The 16,308-nt window shown below is 69.5% G+C and carries 16 protein-coding genes and 1 pseudogene; 7 read left to right on the forward strand and 10 right to left on the reverse strand.

From position 1 onward, the window contains the following. Window positions 1-87: 87 nt before the first annotated feature. Together PKE84_RS01690 and PKE84_RS01695 are read right to left on the reverse strand one after the other, a co-directional pair. Window positions 88-570 (reverse strand): annotated as a pseudogene (locus PKE84_RS01690) (DUF3027 domain-containing protein); the annotation flags it as partial. Further along, on the reverse strand, window positions 554-934 hold the full coding sequence (locus PKE84_RS01695) for a cold-shock protein (RefSeq protein WP_271175461.1): 381 nt from the start codon (window positions 932-934) through the stop codon (window positions 554-556). The pseudogene PKE84_RS01690 and the gene PKE84_RS01695, both read right to left, overlap by 17 nt. 56 nt (window positions 935-990) lie before the next feature. Here PKE84_RS01695 and PKE84_RS01700 point away from each other — a divergent pair, with 56 nt between their 5' ends. The 3 genes from PKE84_RS01700 to PKE84_RS01710 all read left to right on the forward strand — a co-directional run bounded on the left by PKE84_RS01700 (window position 991) and on the right by PKE84_RS01710 (window position 4,911). Continuing rightward, window positions 991-1,290, forward strand: a complete 300-nt coding sequence (locus PKE84_RS01700; RefSeq protein ID WP_271175462.1) for a hypothetical protein — start codon at window positions 991-993, stop codon at window positions 1,288-1,290. 26 nt (window positions 1,291-1,316) lie between these two features. Continuing rightward, window positions 1,317-3,194, forward strand: a complete 1,878-nt coding sequence (locus tag PKE84_RS01705; RefSeq protein WP_271175463.1) for a helicase-associated domain-containing protein — start codon at window positions 1,317-1,319, stop codon at window positions 3,192-3,194. Window positions 3,195-3,270: 76 nt separating this feature from the next. Further along, window positions 3,271-4,911, forward strand: a complete 1,641-nt coding sequence (locus tag PKE84_RS01710; RefSeq protein ID WP_271175464.1) for a DNA repair helicase XPB — start codon at window positions 3,271-3,273, stop codon at window positions 4,909-4,911. A 145-nt stretch (window positions 4,912-5,056) separates the two neighbouring features. Here PKE84_RS01710 and PKE84_RS01715 read toward each other — a convergent pair whose 3' ends face one another. The 4 genes from PKE84_RS01715 to PKE84_RS01730 all read right to left on the reverse strand — a co-directional run bounded on the left by PKE84_RS01715 (window position 5,057) and on the right by PKE84_RS01730 (window position 8,955). Further along, the gene (locus PKE84_RS01715) at window positions 5,057-5,959 is read right to left on the reverse strand and encodes an aminoglycoside phosphotransferase family protein (protein WP_271175465.1); all 903 of its coding nucleotides are present in this window, start codon (window positions 5,957-5,959) and stop codon (window positions 5,057-5,059) included. Between the two features lie 30 nt (window positions 5,960-5,989). Continuing rightward, on the reverse strand, window positions 5,990-6,745 hold the full coding sequence (locus PKE84_RS01720; RefSeq protein ID WP_271175466.1) for a pyrimidine reductase family protein: 756 nt from the start codon (window positions 6,743-6,745) through the stop codon (window positions 5,990-5,992). Beyond that, window positions 6,738-7,634, reverse strand: a complete 897-nt coding sequence (gene folP / locus PKE84_RS01725) for a dihydropteroate synthase (RefSeq protein WP_271175755.1) — start codon at window positions 7,632-7,634, stop codon at window positions 6,738-6,740. Before folP ends, PKE84_RS01720 begins: the two co-directional genes overlap by 8 nt. 94 nt (window positions 7,635-7,728) lie before the next feature. Then, on the reverse strand, window positions 7,729-8,955 hold the full coding sequence (locus PKE84_RS01730) for an NAD(P)/FAD-dependent oxidoreductase (RefSeq protein WP_271175467.1): 1,227 nt from the start codon (window positions 8,953-8,955) through the stop codon (window positions 7,729-7,731). A 134-nt stretch (window positions 8,956-9,089) separates the two neighbouring features. Here PKE84_RS01730 and PKE84_RS01735 point away from each other — a divergent pair, with 134 nt between their 5' ends. After that, window positions 9,090-9,782, forward strand: a complete 693-nt coding sequence (locus tag PKE84_RS01735) for a response regulator transcription factor (RefSeq protein WP_055895214.1) — start codon at window positions 9,090-9,092, stop codon at window positions 9,780-9,782. Between the two features lie 46 nt (window positions 9,783-9,828). Continuing rightward, window positions 9,829-11,547 (forward strand): sensor histidine kinase, encoded by a 1,719-nt coding sequence (locus PKE84_RS01740; RefSeq protein ID WP_271175468.1) that lies wholly within the window; start codon window positions 9,829-9,831, stop codon window positions 11,545-11,547. A 497-nt stretch (window positions 11,548-12,044) separates the two neighbouring features. Here PKE84_RS01740 and groL read toward each other — a convergent pair whose 3' ends face one another. From groL to PKE84_RS01760, 4 genes are all read right to left on the reverse strand, one after another. Beyond that, entirely contained in the window at window positions 12,045-13,664 is a 1,620-nt protein-coding gene (groL, locus tag PKE84_RS01745) for a chaperonin GroEL (RefSeq protein ID WP_271175469.1), read from the reverse strand. A gap of 225 nt (window positions 13,665-13,889) precedes the next feature. Beyond that, the gene (locus PKE84_RS01750; RefSeq protein ID WP_271175470.1) at window positions 13,890-14,093 is read right to left on the reverse strand and encodes a cold-shock protein; all 204 of its coding nucleotides are present in this window, start codon (window positions 14,091-14,093) and stop codon (window positions 13,890-13,892) included. A gap of 184 nt (window positions 14,094-14,277) precedes the next feature. Beyond that, window positions 14,278-14,832, reverse strand: a complete 555-nt coding sequence (locus PKE84_RS01755; RefSeq protein WP_271175471.1) for a LytR C-terminal domain-containing protein — start codon at window positions 14,830-14,832, stop codon at window positions 14,278-14,280. Window positions 14,833-14,846: 14 nt separating this feature from the next. Beyond that, window positions 14,847-15,203 carry a DUF3263 domain-containing protein gene (locus tag PKE84_RS01760; RefSeq protein ID WP_271175472.1) on the reverse strand — a complete coding sequence of 119 codons (357 nt, stop codon included), beginning with the start codon at window positions 15,201-15,203 and terminating at the stop codon, window positions 14,847-14,849. A 138-nt stretch (window positions 15,204-15,341) separates the two neighbouring features. On the opposite strand from PKE84_RS01760, the gene msrB reads away from it, so the two are divergent. Next, the gene (gene msrB / locus PKE84_RS01765) at window positions 15,342-15,743 is read left to right on the forward strand and encodes a peptide-methionine (R)-S-oxide reductase MsrB (protein ID WP_271175473.1); all 402 of its coding nucleotides are present in this window, start codon (window positions 15,342-15,344) and stop codon (window positions 15,741-15,743) included. Between the two features lie 2 nt (window positions 15,744-15,745). Then, a complete protein-coding gene (locus tag PKE84_RS01770; RefSeq protein WP_271175756.1) occupies window positions 15,746-16,297 on the forward strand; it encodes a nitroreductase family protein in 552 nt (183 codons plus the stop codon). Window positions 16,298-16,308: the final 11 nt, after the last annotated feature.

Here is a 16,308-nt window from a genome sequence, read left to right on the forward strand (position 1 = left end):
GTCGAGGTCGTCGTCGTCTTCACTGTCGTCGTCGAGGTCGTCGGACTCGTCGTCGAACGACTCGTCGTCCGACTCCTCGTCATCCGTCTCGTCGTCGTTCTCCATTTCGGCAGCGTGCAGGGCCTCCTGCGACGCCTGGTAGTCGGCGAGACGCTCGGACCACGGCACCCAGTCGGGCGCGAGCAGCGCACCGTCGCCGGGCATCAGCTCGACCTCGAGCACGCTCGGCTCCGACTCGTCGTCGATGCGCGAGATCGTGACCGTCCAGTTCCAGCCCGGATAGCCGGGCATCGTGCACGCGAACAGCAAGGAGAGCACGTGCTCGCCCTCGACCTGGTGGCCGAGCGGCGCACCGATGGTCGAAGCGGGCGTGGTCTCGAGCAGAGCGGTGCGGGCGCGGTCGACGGCGTCGAGCAGCACCTCGTCCGCGACGAGCGGAGCGGCAGGCTCAACGGCCTCGGCAGGCTCATCGGCCGCAGAGGCAGTCTCCACGCCCTCAGCAGGCGCAGACTCGATTTCGCCGGACTCCGCCGACTCGAACGGCAGCTCGGTGTCAGGCATCCAGATCATCCGCGACCCGCCGCAGCACAGCGGCGATCTTGGCGCCGTGAGCCTTGTCGGGGTACTTGCCGCGCTTCAGGTTGGCGCCGATGCCGTCGAGGAGCTTCACGAGGTCCTCGACGATGACCGCCATGTCGTCGGCCGACTTGCGGCTGAGCTTCACCAGGCTGGGCGGAGCGTCGAGCACGCGCACCGACAGCGCCTGCGCACCGCGCTTGCCGTCGGCGATGCCGAACTCCAGGCGGGTGCCCGCTTTCACAACCGTGCCGGCAGGCAGAGCCGAGGCGTGCAGGAAGACTTCCTGGCCGTCATCGGAGCTGATGAAGCCGAAACCCTTCTCGTCGTCGTAGAACTTGACCTTGCCGGTTGGCATGGGAACCTCATTTCACATGGGCGATCGAATGACCAACCTCAATTATCCTTGATTTCGTGACCCAACAGACCCCGCCCGCGGCAAGCCGCCTCCAGCGCATCCTCTCGTACATCGTTGCCGCGCTCGTCGCGGTGTCGCTCGCGTGCATCGCCGCCATCCTCATCGGCACCGCTCTCGGCGGTTTCGCCGCCCAGGGTTCGGGTGAGGGACTGTGGCCGACCGTGTTCCTTCTCCCCTATCTCGCGCTGCCGATCGCCTTCGTGCTGATCATCGTGCTCCTCATCGTCTCGGCGAGGAAGCGCAGCCAGGAGGCGAAGGCCGCGAAAGAGGCGGCAACCGGCAAAGGCAAGCGCTAGCACCGGCTGCCAGGCGTGACGCGGCGATGACGAACACGCTCGCGCTGGCAGCGCGTCTGCGCGGGATGCCCGACGACGCGCTCTCCGTCGCGCTCGCCTCCCGCACCTTCCGCCGTCAGGGCGTCACCGACTTCTTCGACCTCGCCGATGCGCTCCTCGACCGCGACTCGGTGCAGCGCGTACTCTCCGGGCTCGACCGCACCCTGCTCGCGACGCTCGTGGCGCTCGGCGAGATCCAGCAGCCCCTGTCGCCGGATGAGGTCGCCACCCGGCTCTCCACCGCCGCCGCGACGCCGGGGCTGAGCACCCCATCCGCTCGGGCGGCCCTCAGCGCCGTCGCCGACGCCCTGCTGGCGCATCCGGAGGGCGACGACCGGTTCGCCGTCTACGACGCCGTCTCCGAGCAGCTCGCGGCCTGGCCGGGCATCGGCCTTCCGTCGCCGGCGGCGCTCGTCGACACTCCACCACCGCCCGCCCTCGCGCCGGTCCCCGACACCGAACGGCGCTTCACCGACCGGCTGGCCGCCGAACGCGCCTTCGAGGCGGGGGCCTCGGTCTCCGAGCTGATCGCCGAGCTCGCCCGCGAGGGAGCGCGCGAGCTGCAGAAGGGCGGCCTCGCCCTCCCCGCGAGCAAGCGGATCGCCGGAGCGCTCGCCACCGACGTCTCCACCGTGCCGACCGTGCTCTCCGTCGCCGCCCGTGCCGGCCTGATCGCGATCGACGACGGAGTCTGGCTGCCGACCGACGCCGCGTCCACCTGGCAGCACGCCCCCAGCCTCGACCGCTGGCGCGCCCTGGCGACCGCCTGGCAGGATGCCCTCCCCGACGACCTGCGCGGCATCCTGGCCGACCGCTCCCGCGCAGCGTGGGGCGAGAGCCTGCGCGACTACGTGGCCTGGCTCTACCCGGCCGGTCGCGCGAACGCCCAGGAGCGCGTCACGGCGTATATGCGCGACGCGGAATGGCTCGGCATCACCGCGCACCAGGCGCCGAGCACGGCGGGCACCACCCTGGTCGAGCACGGGCCGGATGCGGCCGCGGCCGCGCTCCGCGACCTCTTCCCGGCCGAGGTCCACAGGGTCTACCTGCAGCACGACCTCACCGTCGTCTCCCCCGGACCGCTCGAGCCGGCGATCGATGCGCGCCTGCGCGGCATGGCCGACGTGGAGAGCCGGGCACTGGCATCCACGTTCCGGTTCTCAGCGGCGAGCGTGAACCGGGCCATCACCGCGGGCGAGACGGCGGAGAGCATCCGGTCGTTCTTGGCGGAGGTCTCGCTGACCGGTGTTCCGCAGCCCCTCGACTACCTGATCACGGACGCGACGGAGCGATACGGCCGCATCCGGGTGCGCGACGTCGACGAGCCGGGATCGCGCGCCCGGTCGGCCGTGGTGAGCGAGGACGCCGGCATCCTGCGCACCATCGAGGTCGACCAAGCGCTCAGCTCCCTCGGTCTCGTGAGAACCGCGCCGGACGTGCTGCAGAGCAGGTTCGCCCGCGACGTCGTCTTCTGGGCCCTCAGCGATGCGCGCTACCCCGTCGCCGCCGAAGACGCGCACGGCAACATCGTCGGCATCCGGCGGCACCGCCTCGCCCACCCGCGCCCGCACTCGGATGGCGTCCCCTACGCCGACCTCATCGCCCGCCTGCGCGCGGCGGAGGTCGACGAGGAGGGAAGCACCCACGAGCAGTGGCTCGCGCGGCAGCTCGATCTGGCGATCCGCGCGAAGCAGACCGTGATCGTCGAAGTGGCGCTGCCCGACGGCCGGCAGCTCGACTACGTGCTCGAGCCGACCGGTGTCGGCGGCGGCCGCCTGCGCGGACGGGATCGCGCGGCCGACATCGAGCGCACGCTCCCGCTGTCGAGTGTGCGGGGGATCCGGCCGGCCGAGCCTGGCGCCTGAGCCTGGCGCCCGAGCCCGGAGCCAGCGCCCGGCGCCTGAGCAGGGAGGACGCGTTGCGGGCGTAGACTCATCCGTTATGTCCGATGGCCCCCTGATCGTCCAAAGCGACCGCACCGTGCTCCTGGAGGTCGCGCATCCGGCGGCCGAGGACGCCCGCCACGATCTCGCCGTCTTCGCCGAGCTCGAGCGCGCTCCCGAGCACATCCACACCTACCGGATCACCCGGCTCGGCCTCTGGAACGCGCGGGCCGCCGGGCACTCCGCCGAGGACATGCTCGCGACCCTCGAGCGCTACTCGAAGTTTCCGATCCCGCAGACCGTCTCGGTCGACATGTCTGAGACCGTCGCCCGCTACGGCCGCCTGGTGATCGAGCGCGACGACGAGGGCGTGCTGCTGCTGCGCTCGGAGGATCTCGCGGTGCTCACCGAGGTCGCCGGCGCCAAGCGCATCTCTCCCCTGCTGCTGGAACGCCGCGACGACACCACGTTCGTCGTCGAGGCCTGGGCGCGGGGGCAGCTGAAGCAGGAGCTCGTGAAGCTCGGCTGGCCGGCCGAGGACCTCGCCGGCTACACCCCGGGGACGCCGCATCCGATCGACCTCGTCGAAGACGGCTGGGCCCTGCGCGACTACCAGCACAAGGCGGTCGACAACTTCTTCGACGGCGGCAGCGGTGTCGTCGTGCTCCCCTGTGGCGCGGGCAAGACCCTGGTCGGCGCCGGAGCGATGGCGACCGCGAAGACGACGACGCTCATCCTGGTGACGAACACGGTCTCGGCGCGGCAGTGGCGCGACGAGCTGCTGAAGCGCACCACGCTCACCGCCGAGGAGATCGGCGAGTACTCGGGCCAGGTCAAAGAGGTCAAGCCCGTCACGATCGCGACGTACCAGATCCTCACAGCCAAGCGGAAGGGCGAGTACGCGCACCTCGCCCTGCTCGACGCGATGGACTGGGGGCTCGTGGTCTACGACGAGGTGCACCTGCTCCCCGCACCGGTGTTCAAACTGACCGCCGAGCTGCAGGCCCGGCGCCGGCTGGGCCTCACGGCGACGCTCGTTCGCGAGGACGGCCGCGAGGGGGACGTGTTCAGCCTCATCGGTCCCAAGCGGTTCGACGCCCCGTGGAAGGAGATCGAGGCGCAGGGCTTCATCTCCCCCGCCGCCTGCTACGAGGTGCGCATCGACCTGCCGCAGTCGGAGCGGCTCTCCTACGCGGCGGCCGCCGACGACGAGCGTTACCGGCTGGCGGCGACCGCGCCGGCGAAGCTGGATGTCGTGCGGCAGCTGGTCGCGCGGCATGCCGGGGAGCGCATCCTGGTCATCGGGCAGTACCTCGACCAGATCGACGAGCTGGCGGAGGCGCTCGACGCACCAAAACTCACCGGAGCGACGCCGGTCGACGAGCGCGAGCGGCTGTACCAGGAGTTCCGCGAGGGCCGCACCACGGTGCTGGTGGTCAGCAAGGTGGCGAACTTCTCGGTGGACCTCCCCGAGGCCACCGTGGCGATCCAGGTCTCCGGATCGTTCGGGTCGCGTCAGGAGGAAGCCCAGCGCCTCGGACGCCTGCTGCGCCCGAAGGAGTCGGGCCTCTCGGCGAACTTCTACACACTGGTCTCGCGTGACACGGTCGACCAGGACTTCGCGCAGAACCGGCAGCGCTTCCTGGCGGAGCAGGGCTACAGCTACACGATCCTCGACGCCCACGCGCTGGCCGCCTGACCCGGGTGCCCGGTCGTGCGATAACGCACGACGGGCCCAGCCCGCGTCGCGCAACCGCACGACTGGCGGGAGGACGACTCGCGGGAGGAGGACTCTCGGGAGGAGAATCACCGCCGCTCGCGCGCGCAGACGCGGCCGCAGCAGCCTAGGCCGCGCGCAGCCGGGCGAGCGTCGTGCGCGCCTCGACCGACCCGCGGTCCTCCGCGAGCACGATGAGCGCCTTCCAGAGCGCCCAGCCCTTCGCCCGCGCCCAGGTCGCGTCGTCGAGTCCGACACCCCGACGGAACGCCGAACGACCGGCGCCCTCGAGCGAGGTCCACGCCAGCACCAGGTCGCAGGCAGGGTCGCCGACACCGGATGTTCCGAAATCGATCACCGCGCTCAACCGTCCATCCCGCATCAGCAGGTTGCCGACCGCAATGTCGCCGTGCAGCCACACCGGGTCGCCGCCCCAGAGCGAGTCGAGCGCGTCGGCCCACACGCCACGCGCCCAGTCCGCATCCGCGCCCGGCGCCGCCCCCGACCAGCCCTCCCGACCCAGGGCTGCGATCGCCCGCTCCGTCTCTTCGGCGTACACAGCAGGCGGGTCACCGCGGAAGAAGTTGTGCTCGCCCGGCGCTGGCCCGCCCCGGGCATCCGCACCGCGCAACGCGACGAGGAACCCGCCGACCGCCTCGCCGAATGCGACCGCATCCCCGAGTCCCGCCGACGCGGCGGGCTCGCCCGCGATCCAGCGGTACACCGACCACGGGAACGGATAGCCGTCACCGGGCTCCCCGACCGCCACCGGCGTCGGGATCGGCAGCGGCAGCACCGGCGCGAGCCGCGGCAGCCACGTCTGCTCCTTCGCCACCTGCTGCGCGTACCAGGGCCCCGTGGGCATCCGGATGCTCAGCTCGTCGCCGAGCCGGAACGTGCGGTTGTCCCAGCCGCTGAGGGCGACGGGGCGGATGGGCAGCTCGCGCCACGCCGGGAACTGCGCATCGACGAGGCGTCGGGCCAGCGCGAGGTCGATGGAGTCGCGGTCGAACGCCTTCCCCGAGCTCATTCCGCGCTCATCCCCGAGTTCATCCCGCGCTCATCGCCGCAGGTACCGGAGCAGCAGCGTATCCCCGGAGATCAGCGTGTGCGCCAGCCGCAGCCCGACGGGCACGATCGGCGACGCCCCCGTCGAGATTCGTGACGCGACGCCCGCCTCGAGCCGCGGGCTGATCGTCAGGCACAGCTCGTCGAGCACCCCGGTCGCGATCAGGTCGGCGAACAGATGCGGGCCGCCCTCGCAGTGGATGCGGCCTAGGCCACGTTCGTTCAGCACCCGCACGAGCACGTCGGGCTCCACCCGGTCGCGCCCGCACACGACGACATCCGCCACCTCGGCGAGCGCCTCGCGGGCATCCGGCCTCGACGACTCGGTGGTGAGGATGATCGGCCGGAGCGGCGCATCCGCGAAGATCGGGCTCGCCGGGTCGAGGTCGAGGGCGGCCGAGACGATCGCGAACACCGGATGCGGGGTCATGCCCGCCTCGGACCTGATGCGCTCCGACACCGCATCGACGCGCATCGCGCTGTAGCTCTCGGCGCGCACCGTGCCCGCGCCGACGACGACCACGTCGCAGAGCCGGCGCAGGATGGCGAAGACGCGCTTGTCCGCCTCGTCGGACAATCCGCCGGAGAGGCCCTGGTGCGTGGCCGCACCGTCGACGCTGGAGACGAAGTTCACGCGCACCCACGGGCCGTCGCCGGCGGACTCCGCGTAGAGGGCGGCGATCTCGTCGTCGCCGAGGCCGTCGACGGCGGGCAGCGGATGCACCTTCGTGATGCCGGGCTCAGTCATTCACATCTCCCATGTTGTGCCGCAGGTGGGCGGGTTCGCGCAGGCCGAGGATCGCCTCCGTCATCCTGGCCGCCGCGACCGAGGCCGCCACGTCGTGCATCCGGATGATCCTGGCCCCGTTCACGATCGACACCACGGCGGCCGCGAGCGATCCCTCGAGCCGTTCGGCGCGCGGGGCGTCGAGGGTCTCTCCGATGAAGTCCTTGTTCGAGACCGCCGCGAGGGTGGGGTACCCCAGGTCGGCGATCACGCTCAGCCGCCGCGTGAGTTCGAGCGAATGCAGCGTGTTCTTGTTGAGGTCGTGACCGGGGTCGACGATGAGCCGTTCCTCCGGGATGCCGGCGGCCAGCGCGCGCTCCACCCGGTCGGCGAGGAAGGCCGCGACCTCGGCCGCGATGTCCTCGTACTGCGGCCGTGGGTACGGGGTGCGCGGCCGGGCGAGGCTGTGGGTGAGCACGAGCGTCGCCTCGCTGTCGGCGACGACGGGCAGCAGGCCGGGGTCGCTCAGGCCCGTCGTGTCGTTGATCACGGTCGCACCGGCCCGGATGGCGCGTCGAGCCACCTCGGCGTGGAACGTGTCGACCGAGATCACCACATCGGAACCGGCACGCAGCTCGGCGATCACCGGCACCACGCGGTCGGCCTCCTCGTCCACCGGGATGGGAGCGCCCGGCGCGAACGGGGCCCCGCCGATGTCGACCCAGTCGGCGCCGCGCGCGACCGCCTCGAACGAGGCGGCCACGGCACGGTCGAGGGCAAAGGTGCTGCCCTGGTCGAAGAACGAGTCCGGAGTGCGGTTCACCACCGCCATCACGGCGACGCGACGCGAGAAGTCGAAGGTGCGGGCACCGATCGAGCGGATCGGCACGCGCAGCGGCGGCAGGTACATCGGATGCGCGTCGGCGGCGGGTGCGTTGGGGCCGGGCGCCCCGGCGGACGGCGAGCCCGAGCCCGGCGCCGAGACGGCGGACGAGCCGGGCGCGTCAGACGGCCGCAAGGTCGATGCTCTCGTCCGTCAGCCGCGCACGGTCGACGCGCTCACCGCTGCGGATCAGCCGCTGCACCTCCTCGTTCACGTCCCAGACGTTCACGTTCATCCCGGCGACCACGCGGTCGTCGCGCAGCCAGAACGCGATGAACTCGCGCGCCTCCCGGTCGCCGCGGTAGACGATCTCGGCGTCGGCCGCCAGCGGCCCGTAGCCCGAATACTCCATGCCCAGATCGTATTGGTCCGAATAGAAGTACGGGATGTCGTCGTACGAGGCGTGCTGTCCGAGGATGCTGCGGGCGGCGACCTTTCCACCGGCGATGGCGTTCGCCCAGTGTTCGTTGCGGAGGTGCTGCCCGATGGCCGGAAGGAACGGGTTCGCCACGTCGCCCACGGCGTACACGTCTTCCGCGCTGGCGTGCATTCCCGCGTCGACCAGGATGCCGTTGTTGAGGTCGAGTCCCGAGCGCTCGGCGACGAGCGTGTTCGGAGCCGCACCGGCGCCGACCACCACGATGTCGGCGGTGATCCGCTCGCCGTTGGAGACGACCACCTCGCGCGGCCCGTCGTCGTCCCCGCCGATGGCGACCACGGAGACGCCGTTGCGGAACTCCACGCCGTGATCGCGATGCAGCTGCTCGTAGACGCGCCCGAGCTCCGGACCGATCGCCGCAGCGAGCGGCACCGCGGCGTGCCCGAGCACCGTCACGTCGTTGCCGTAACCGCGGGCGGCCGCCGCGACCTCCATGCCGATCCAGCCGGAGCCGACGATCACCACCCGGCGGCCGCCGACCGAGAGCGCCGACCGCAGCCACTCGCTCTCGTCGATCGTGCGCAGCACGTACACGGCGCCGTGTCCGGCGCCCGGGACGTCGAGGTGGCGCGGACTGGCGCCGGTCGCGATCACCAGGCTGTCGAAGGTGAGCCGCGCTCCCCCGGAGACGAACAGCTCGTGCGCCGGGCCGTCGAACGACCCCGCCTCGGTCTCCGGCATGAACTCGACGTGGTGCTGCGCGTACCACTCGTCCGGATGCACGAACGCCTCCGAGCGGTCGGCATCGCCCTTCAGGTACTCCTTCGACAGCGGCGGCCGGATGTACGGATGATGCGCCTCGGAGCCGAGCAGCAGGATCCTGCCCTCGTACCCGCCCTCGCGCAGCTCGGTGGCGGTCGTCGCTCCGGCGAGACCCGCGCCGGCGATGACGACGGTGGGTGTGGGCATGGCGTCCTCCTTGGTGGGCTTCGCAGCGTCTCCTCTCAGCATCCACCGTTCACACGGGCGCCGCCAGCACTGTGTACTCAGCGCACACCGACGACTCACAGCTTGGATTCAGCCGACGCGCAGATAATATTTCCATGAACGCTGGCCCTCGCATTCTCATCGTCGACGACGAGCCCAACATCCGCGACCTCCTCACCACCAGCCTCCGCTTCGCCGGGTTCGCCGTGCGTGCGGTCGGCAACGGTGCTCAAGCGATCTCCGCGGTCCTCGAAGAGGAACCCGACCTGATCATCCTCGACGTCATGCTGCCCGACATGAACGGCTTCGGCGTCACCAAGCGCCTCCGCGGCGCCGGGTACACCGCGCCCATCCTGTTCCTCACGGCCAAAGACGACACCGAAGACAAGATCACCGGTCTCACGGTCGGCGGCGACGACTACGTCACCAAGCCGTTCAGCCTCGACGAGATCGTCGCCCGCATCAAGGCCATCCTGCGCCGCACGATGCAGGCCGACGAAGACGCCGTCATCCGCGCCGGCGAGCTCACCATGGACCAGGACACCCACGAGGTGTTCGTCGGCGACACGGCCATCGAGCTGAGCCCGACCGAGTTCAAGCTGCTGCGCTACCTGATGCTCAACCCCAACCGGGTGCTGAGCAAGGCGCAGATCCTCGACCACGTCTGGGAGTACGACTTCAACGGCGACGCCGGCATCGTGGAGTCCTACATCTCGTACCTGCGCCGCAAGGTCGATGCGCACTCGAGCGAGCCGCTCATCCAGACCAAGCGCGGTTTCGGCTACATGCTGAAGGCCGCGAAAGTCTGAGCGCCCACACCATGGCCACAGCTTGCCTTCGTAAACTGGCGGCCTGATGCACGCACGCCTTCTCGATCGCTGGAACGCGATCTCTCTCCGCACCAAGATCACGGGCGTGACCGTGCTGATGCTGACGCTCGGGCTGCTCGTCACGGGCATCGGCACCATGGCGATGCTGAAGCCCGTGCTGCTCAATCAGCTGGATGCTCAGCTCGGGGCCGCCTCGCAGCCGAACAACCTCAACGCGTACCTCGGCAGCAGCACGTCCGACAGCGACAAGATCGCGTCGGACGGCAGCTCGTCGAACTACTTCGCGGCCCTGTACGACGCCGACGGCAAGCTGGTGCGCTCGAACTGGTCGAACATCCCGGAGTCGCGCCGCCCGGCGATCCCCGAGAAGCTCTCCCTGGCGACGGGTAAGAGCTGGAGCCAGCAGGGCGCGGCGAACCTGCCGAGCAACGACGGGCACACGCTGTATCGCGCGCTGACCCAGACCGTGACGCTCGTGTCACCGGCCGGATCGCTGGGCACCGCGATCGTCGCGACCTCCACCGGCCAGATCGACACCGTGATGGCGAGCTTCCTCGCAATCTTCCTCGGGTTCGGCGTGATCGTCGTGATCGTCGGCGCCGGCCTCACCCGGATGCTCGTGACCACCACCTTCGCGCCGCTACGGGCCGTCGAGGAGACCGCCGCGTCCATCGCGGACGGCGACTTCAGCCAGCGCCTCGGCGGAGCCACGCCGAACACCGAGGTCGGCCGCCTCAACCGCTCGCTGAACACGATGCTGAACCGCATCGACCGCGCCTTCAACGACCGCGCCAAGACGATCGAGCAGATGCGCCGGTTCGTCGGCGACGCCAGCCACGAGCTGCGCACGCCCCTCGTCTCCGTGCGCGGCTACGCCGAGCTGTACCGGATGGGCGCGCTCCAGACGCCGGAGGACGTCGCGCAGGCGATGGACCGCATCGAGAAGGAGGCCATCCGCATGGGTGTCCTCGTCGAAGACCTGCTCGAGCTCGCGCGCCTCGACGAGACCAAGCCGCTAGACCTGCATCCGGTCGATCTCGTGCCGATCGCGCGCGACGCCGCGATGGATGCGATGGCCGGGTCCCCGGGCCGCGTCGTCACCGTGCTCACCCCGGATGCGGTGCTCTCCCCGCGGGTCCCGCTCGACGAGCCCGGCCTCGACACCGTGCCGATGGCGGTCCCCGATGCGGGCAAGCCGACCAACGCCACCGGGCCCATCGCCTTCGCCGGCGCCACGCTCGCGCGCTTCCGCGGCCGGCGACCACGCCGGGCGAGCACGGGAGCGACCATGCAGGTCGACACGGCCGAGCAGGTGCTCCTTCCCCAGGCTCCCGCCGCGGAGCCGGCGATCGTGATGGCGGAGGAGAACAAGATCCGCCAGGTCGTCACGAACCTCATGGGCAACGCGCTGCGCTTCACCGCCAACGACAGCCCCATCGAGATCGTGGTGCAGGTGAACCACCAGACCGACCGGGCGATCCTCGAGGTTCGCGACCACGGCGAGGGCATCCCGCCGCAGATCCGCGAGAAGATCTTCCAGCGCTTCTGGCGCGCCGACACGTCGCGCACGCGCGAGACGGGCGGCAGCGGCCTGGGGCTGGCGATCGTGTCGTCGATCATCGCCGCGCACAACGGCACCGTGGAGGTCGTGGAGACCGAGGGCGGCGGGGCGACCTTCCGCATCTCGCTGCCGCTCGCCGAGTCGCCCTCCTCGCCGCAGCCGCTGGCCGCGCCCGCCGCCTGACGCGCGCGGCCGGGTGGCCGCCCTGCCGCCCCCTGCCACCGCCTGCCACCCGCACAATTCCGGAACATCGGCCCTCAATCGCCCCCACCTTCCGGATGAACGCAGAACCGACCGGCGTGTCACCACCACCTTCCGGAGTTATGCACGAGGGCGTTCACAGCCCCGCAGAGGGTGGCGCCCGCACAACTCCGGAACAACGGCCCGCAATCGCCCCTGCTTCCGGATGGACGCGGAACCGACCGGCGTGTCACCTCCATCTTCCGGAGTTATGCACGAGGGCGTTCACAGCCCCGCAGAGGGTGGCGCCCGCACAACTCCGGAACAACGGCCCGCAATCGCCCCTGCTTCCGGATGAACGCGGAACCGACCGGCGTGTCACCTCCATCTTCCGGAGTTATGCAGACCGCAGGCTTCCCCGGCACGCAGCCCACAGCCTCCGGGCACAACGAAAGAGGGCGCCTCCCGAAGGAGACGCCCTCTCGCAGAGGTGCTGGGACTTAGAAGTCCATGCCACCAGTCGGGTCGCCGACCGGAGCCGGGTTCTTCTCCGGCTTGTCGGCGACGACGGCCTCGGTAGTGAGGAACAGTCCGGCGATCGACGCAGCGTTCTGCAGCGCCGAGCGGGTGACCTTCACCGGGTCGTTGATGCCCGAGGCGAGCATGTCCACGTACTCGCCGGTCGCGGCGTTGAGGCCGTGTCCGACGGGCAGGTTGCGGACCTTCTCGACCACGACGCCGGCCTCGAGGCCCGCGTTGATGGCGATCTGCTTGAGCGGAGCCTCGATGGCGACCTTGACGATGTTCGCACCGGTCGCCTCGTCGCCCGTGAGCTCGAGCTTCTCGAAAGCGGTCTTGCCGGCCTGGATGAGCGCGACGCCACCACCGGCGACGATGCCCTCTTCCACAGCGGCCTTGGCGTTGCGCACGGCGTCTTCGATGCGGTGCTTGCGCTCCTTGAGCTCGACCTCGGTCGCGGCGCCGGCCTTGATGACCGCAACACCGCCGGCGAGCTTCGCCAGGCGCTCCTGCAGCTTCTCACGGTCGTAGTCGCTGTCGGTGTTCTCGATCTCGTTGCGGATCTGGGCGACGCGGCCCGCGATCTGCTCGGGGTCTCCGCCGCCTTCGACGATGGTGGTCTCATCCTTGGTGATGGTGACCTTGCGGGCCGTACCGAGGAGGTCGAGGGTGACGTTCTCGAGCTTGAGACCGACCTCCTCCGAGATGACCTGACCGCCGGTGAGGATGGCGATGTCCTGCAGCTGCGCCTTGCGGCGGTCGCCGAAGCCGGGAGCCTTGACGGCGACCGACTTGAAGATGCCGCGGATCTTGTTGACGATCAGCGTGGCCAGAGCCTCGCCGTCGACGTCCTCGGCGATGATCAGGAGCTGCTTGTTCGCCTGGATCACCTTGTCGACGATCGGCAGAAGGTCCTTGATGTTGGAGATCTTCTGGTTGGCGATCAGGACGTACGGGTCCTCGAAGACCGCTTCCTGACGCTCCGGGTCGGTGACGAAGTACTGCGACAGGTAGCCCTTGTCGAAGCGCATGCCCTCGGTGAGCTCCAGCTCGGTGCCGAAGGTGTTCGACTCCTCGACGGTGACGACGCCCTCCTTGCCGACCTTGTCGATCGCCTCGGCGATGATCTCACCGATGACCGAGTCACCGGCCGAGATCGACGCGGTCGCGGCGATCTCTTCCTTGGTCTCGACCTCTTTCGCGTTGGCGATGAGCTCGGCGGTCACCGCGGCGACAGCCTTCTCGATGCCACGCTTGAGGGTGATCGGGTCGGCGCCGGCGGCCACGTTGCGGAGGCCCTCCTTGACGAGCGCCTGAGCGAGCACGGTAGCGGTGGTGGTTCCGTCGCCGGCGACGTCGTCGGTCTTCTTGGCGACCTCCTTGACGAGCTCCGCGCCGATCTTCTCGTACGGGTCGTCGAGCTCGATCTCCTTGGCGATGGAGACGCCGTCGTTCGTGATCGTGGGGGCGCCCCACTTCTTCTCGAGCACAACGTTGCGACCGCGCGGGCCGAGCGTCACCTTGACGGTGTCGGCCAGAATGTTCAGGCCGCGCTCGAGGCCGCGGCGCGCGTCCTCGTTGAAAGCAATGATCTTTGCCATGTTTGTTTCTCGTCCCTCCCGGACGTCTGCGAAAGATGCGAATGGTTAGCACTCGATCAGATGGAGTGCTAAAAGCGATTCTGGCACTCGGGGCTGTCGAGTGCAAGACGAGACGCCGCCGTTCGCAACGAGCGGAGCAACGAGCGAGCAGCGAGCGGAGCACCGCGCACGAAGAAGCGCCGGTCACGTGGGCCGGCGCTCCTCCTGTATTGGTCTAGCTGCGTGCTACGCCGGACGAACCGACTCGGCCTGCGGGCCTTTCTGCCCACTACCGACTTCGAACACGACCTGCTGGCCCTCTTCAAGGACCTTGTAGCCGCTCATGTCGATTGCGGAGTAGTGGACGAAGACGTCCTGTCCCCCATCGTCGACGGTGATGAATCCGTAGCCCTTCTCAGCGTTGAACCACTTCACGGTTCCGTTCGCCATGCATTACTCCCATTGCTGTGTTTCGAAGCGACGGCCCATCACCGCGCGTTGAATCCAGATACTAATGCTTTCGATCCAAGTAATCACCAGCATTTTCACGAATGAGGCACGAAATGACGCGAATTCGTTCGAAGTTAAACACGCCTGAAACATCTGGTCCGCGAGCGGCCGGATGCGACGGGGATCAGCCCTTGTAATCGCTGCCGACGACGACCGTGAGGTCGGCGCCCGTCTCCGCGTAGTCCTGCGTCTGGCCGATCTTCGCACCGGGCAGGCTCTTGGCAGCGCCGAGGGCGGCCGCCTGGTTCTTGGGGTCGGAGTAGTAGACCATCGTCTGCGTCAGGTCCGTCTCGCTGGCGTTGGCGCGAGCGCCGACCTTCCAGCCGGCTTTGGCGAGGGCATCGCCGACGGAGTTGGCCAGCCCGGCGGTCGCCGTTCCGTTCAGCACGTTGACGGTGAGCTTGGGGTCGACGATGGGAGTGATGGTCGGCGTCGGTGTCGGCGTGCGCGTTGCCGTCGCCGACTTCGACGTCGAACCGATGGCGCCGTTGAAGGAGTTGCCGCTGTCAACAAGTGACAGACCGAAGACGCCGAGGCCGACGAGCACGACGGTGGCGAGAGCCGCCCAGCCGACGCCGATCCAGCCACGGCCGCGCGCGCGGGGCGCCCGGTGGGCGCCGACGCGGTGCAGGTCTTCTGGGATCGTGTCGAAACGGTCCTTCGGGTACTTCTCAGCCATCGTGTCGGGGGTCCTCAGTCGTCGGACGCGAGCGTCCTGGTGCTCCGGGCGGCGATGCGAGCTTCGCGCACGCGGTGCAGCCTTTTGATGAGCATCGGGTCGTGTTGCAGGGCGGCCGGCGAGTCGATCAACGCCCCAAGCAGCTGATAGTACCGTGCCGCGGAAAGACCGAACTCCTCGCGGATCGCCTGTTCCTTGGCGCCGGCGTGACGCCACCACTGCCGCTCGAAAGCGAGGATCGAGGCATCGCGTTCGCTCAGTCCCGTGTCCGGATGCGCGGAGCGAGCCTGGTCGTCTGCCGCGTTCGCCACCTCACGCCCTTCCGTCGCGTACCGAGCTACTGCCATGTCGAGCCGCCATTCGCGGTTCATCCTATTTGCGCGATTCTGTGTGTTGCCCCAAGCCCGCGGCACGTCGCCTGGAAATCCCGTGGCAGGTCAGGCGGCGAATCAGGGAACAGGGACGACCCCGCCGCCGTTTAGTGTTGTGTCTGACGAAAGGACCCCGCCATGAACTACGACGTCACCAAGAGCAACGATGAGTGGCGCGAGGAGCTCAGCCCCGAGCAGTACGCGGTGCTCCGCGAGGCCGCGACGGAGCGTCCCTGGACCGGCGAGCTGCTCGACGAGAGCCGTGCCGGCCTCTACACCTGTGCCGCCTGCAACGCCGAGCTCTTCAAGTCCGGAACCAAGTTCGACTCCGGATGCGGCTGGCCGAGCTTCTACGAGTCGGTGCGGCCCGAGGCCGTACAGCTCATCGAGGACCGCAGCCTGGGCATGGTCCGCACCGAGGTCCGCTGCGCCGCCTGCGGCTCGCACCTCGGCCACGTCTTCGACGACGGCTTCGGCACCCCGACGGGCGACCGCTACTGCATGAACTCGATCTCGCTCAACTTCAGCCCGGCCGAGTGACCGTGGTCTCCCTCGTCGACGCCGTCTCGTCGCGGCGCTCCTATTCGCGCGTCACCGAAGCCGCCCCGTCGCACGAGGAACTGCTCCCTCTGATCGCCGCCGCCGGACGCGTCGCCGATCACAGCTCGATGCACCCGTGGCGCATCATCGAGCTCCGCGGCGACGCCCGTAAGCGTCTCGGCGCGGCGTTCGTCAAGGATGCCCGCGCGAACGGTTCCGACGCGGAGAAGCTCGCCTCCAAGCCGCTCCGCTCGTCTCTGCTTCTCGCCGTGGTCGCGGTGCGCACGAAGAGCGAGAAAGTGCCCGGCTGGGAGCAGGACGCCGTCGCCTCGGGCGTCGCGCACATCCTGAGCCTGTTGCTGCACGACGCGGGCTGGGGCGTGATCTGGCGCACCGGTCACCACACCCGCTCGAAGGCGGTGCACGCGATGCACGGCCTGAAGAAGAACGAGCGGCTGCTGGGCTGGCTCTACGTCGGCGGCATCCCGGACGGCTCGAAGGAAGGCTTCCGCAAGTCGATCGACCCGGAGCGCTACCTCACGACCCTCTCCTAGGGTCACTCTCC

Source organism: Leifsonia poae, assembly GCF_027921845.1.
GTDB classification, from domain to species: Bacteria; Actinomycetota; Actinomycetes; order Actinomycetales; family Microbacteriaceae; genus Leifsonia; species Leifsonia poae.

Excerpts from the sequence above, each read along its gene's own strand:
- PKE84_RS01695 (WP_271175461.1), bottom strand. The coding sequence starts at position 934 with ATGCCAACCGGCAAGGTCAAGTTCTACGACGACGAGAAGGGTTTCGGC.
- PKE84_RS01705 (WP_271175463.1), top strand. The coding sequence starts at position 1,317 with ATGACGAACACGCTCGCGCTGGCAGCGCGTCTGCGCGGGATGCCCGAC.
- PKE84_RS01710 (WP_271175464.1), top strand. The coding sequence starts at position 3,271 with ATGTCCGATGGCCCCCTGATCGTCCAAAGCGACCGCACCGTGCTCCTG.
- PKE84_RS01715 (WP_271175465.1), bottom strand. The coding sequence starts at position 5,959 with ATGAGCTCGGGGAAGGCGTTCGACCGCGACTCCATCGACCTCGCGCTG.
- PKE84_RS01720 (WP_271175466.1), bottom strand. The coding sequence starts at position 6,745 with ATGACTGAGCCCGGCATCACGAAGGTGCATCCGCTGCCCGCCGTCGAC.
- folP (WP_271175755.1), bottom strand. The coding sequence starts at position 7,634 with ATGTACCTGCCGCCGCTGCGCGTGCCGATCCGCTCGATCGGTGCCCGC.
- PKE84_RS01730 (WP_271175467.1), bottom strand. The coding sequence starts at position 8,955 with ATGCCCACACCCACCGTCGTCATCGCCGGCGCGGGTCTCGCCGGAGCG.
- PKE84_RS01735 (WP_055895214.1), top strand. The coding sequence starts at position 9,090 with ATGAACGCTGGCCCTCGCATTCTCATCGTCGACGACGAGCCCAACATC.
- PKE84_RS01740 (WP_271175468.1), top strand. The coding sequence starts at position 9,829 with ATGCACGCACGCCTTCTCGATCGCTGGAACGCGATCTCTCTCCGCACC.
- groL (WP_271175469.1), bottom strand. The coding sequence starts at position 13,664 with ATGGCAAAGATCATTGCTTTCAACGAGGACGCGCGCCGCGGCCTCGAG.
- PKE84_RS01750 (WP_271175470.1), bottom strand. The coding sequence starts at position 14,093 with ATGGCGAACGGAACCGTGAAGTGGTTCAACGCTGAGAAGGGCTACGGA.
- PKE84_RS01755 (WP_271175471.1), bottom strand. The coding sequence starts at position 14,832 with ATGGCTGAGAAGTACCCGAAGGACCGTTTCGACACGATCCCAGAAGAC.
- PKE84_RS01760 (WP_271175472.1), bottom strand. The coding sequence starts at position 15,203 with ATGAACCGCGAATGGCGGCTCGACATGGCAGTAGCTCGGTACGCGACG.
- msrB (WP_271175473.1), top strand. The coding sequence starts at position 15,342 with ATGAACTACGACGTCACCAAGAGCAACGATGAGTGGCGCGAGGAGCTC.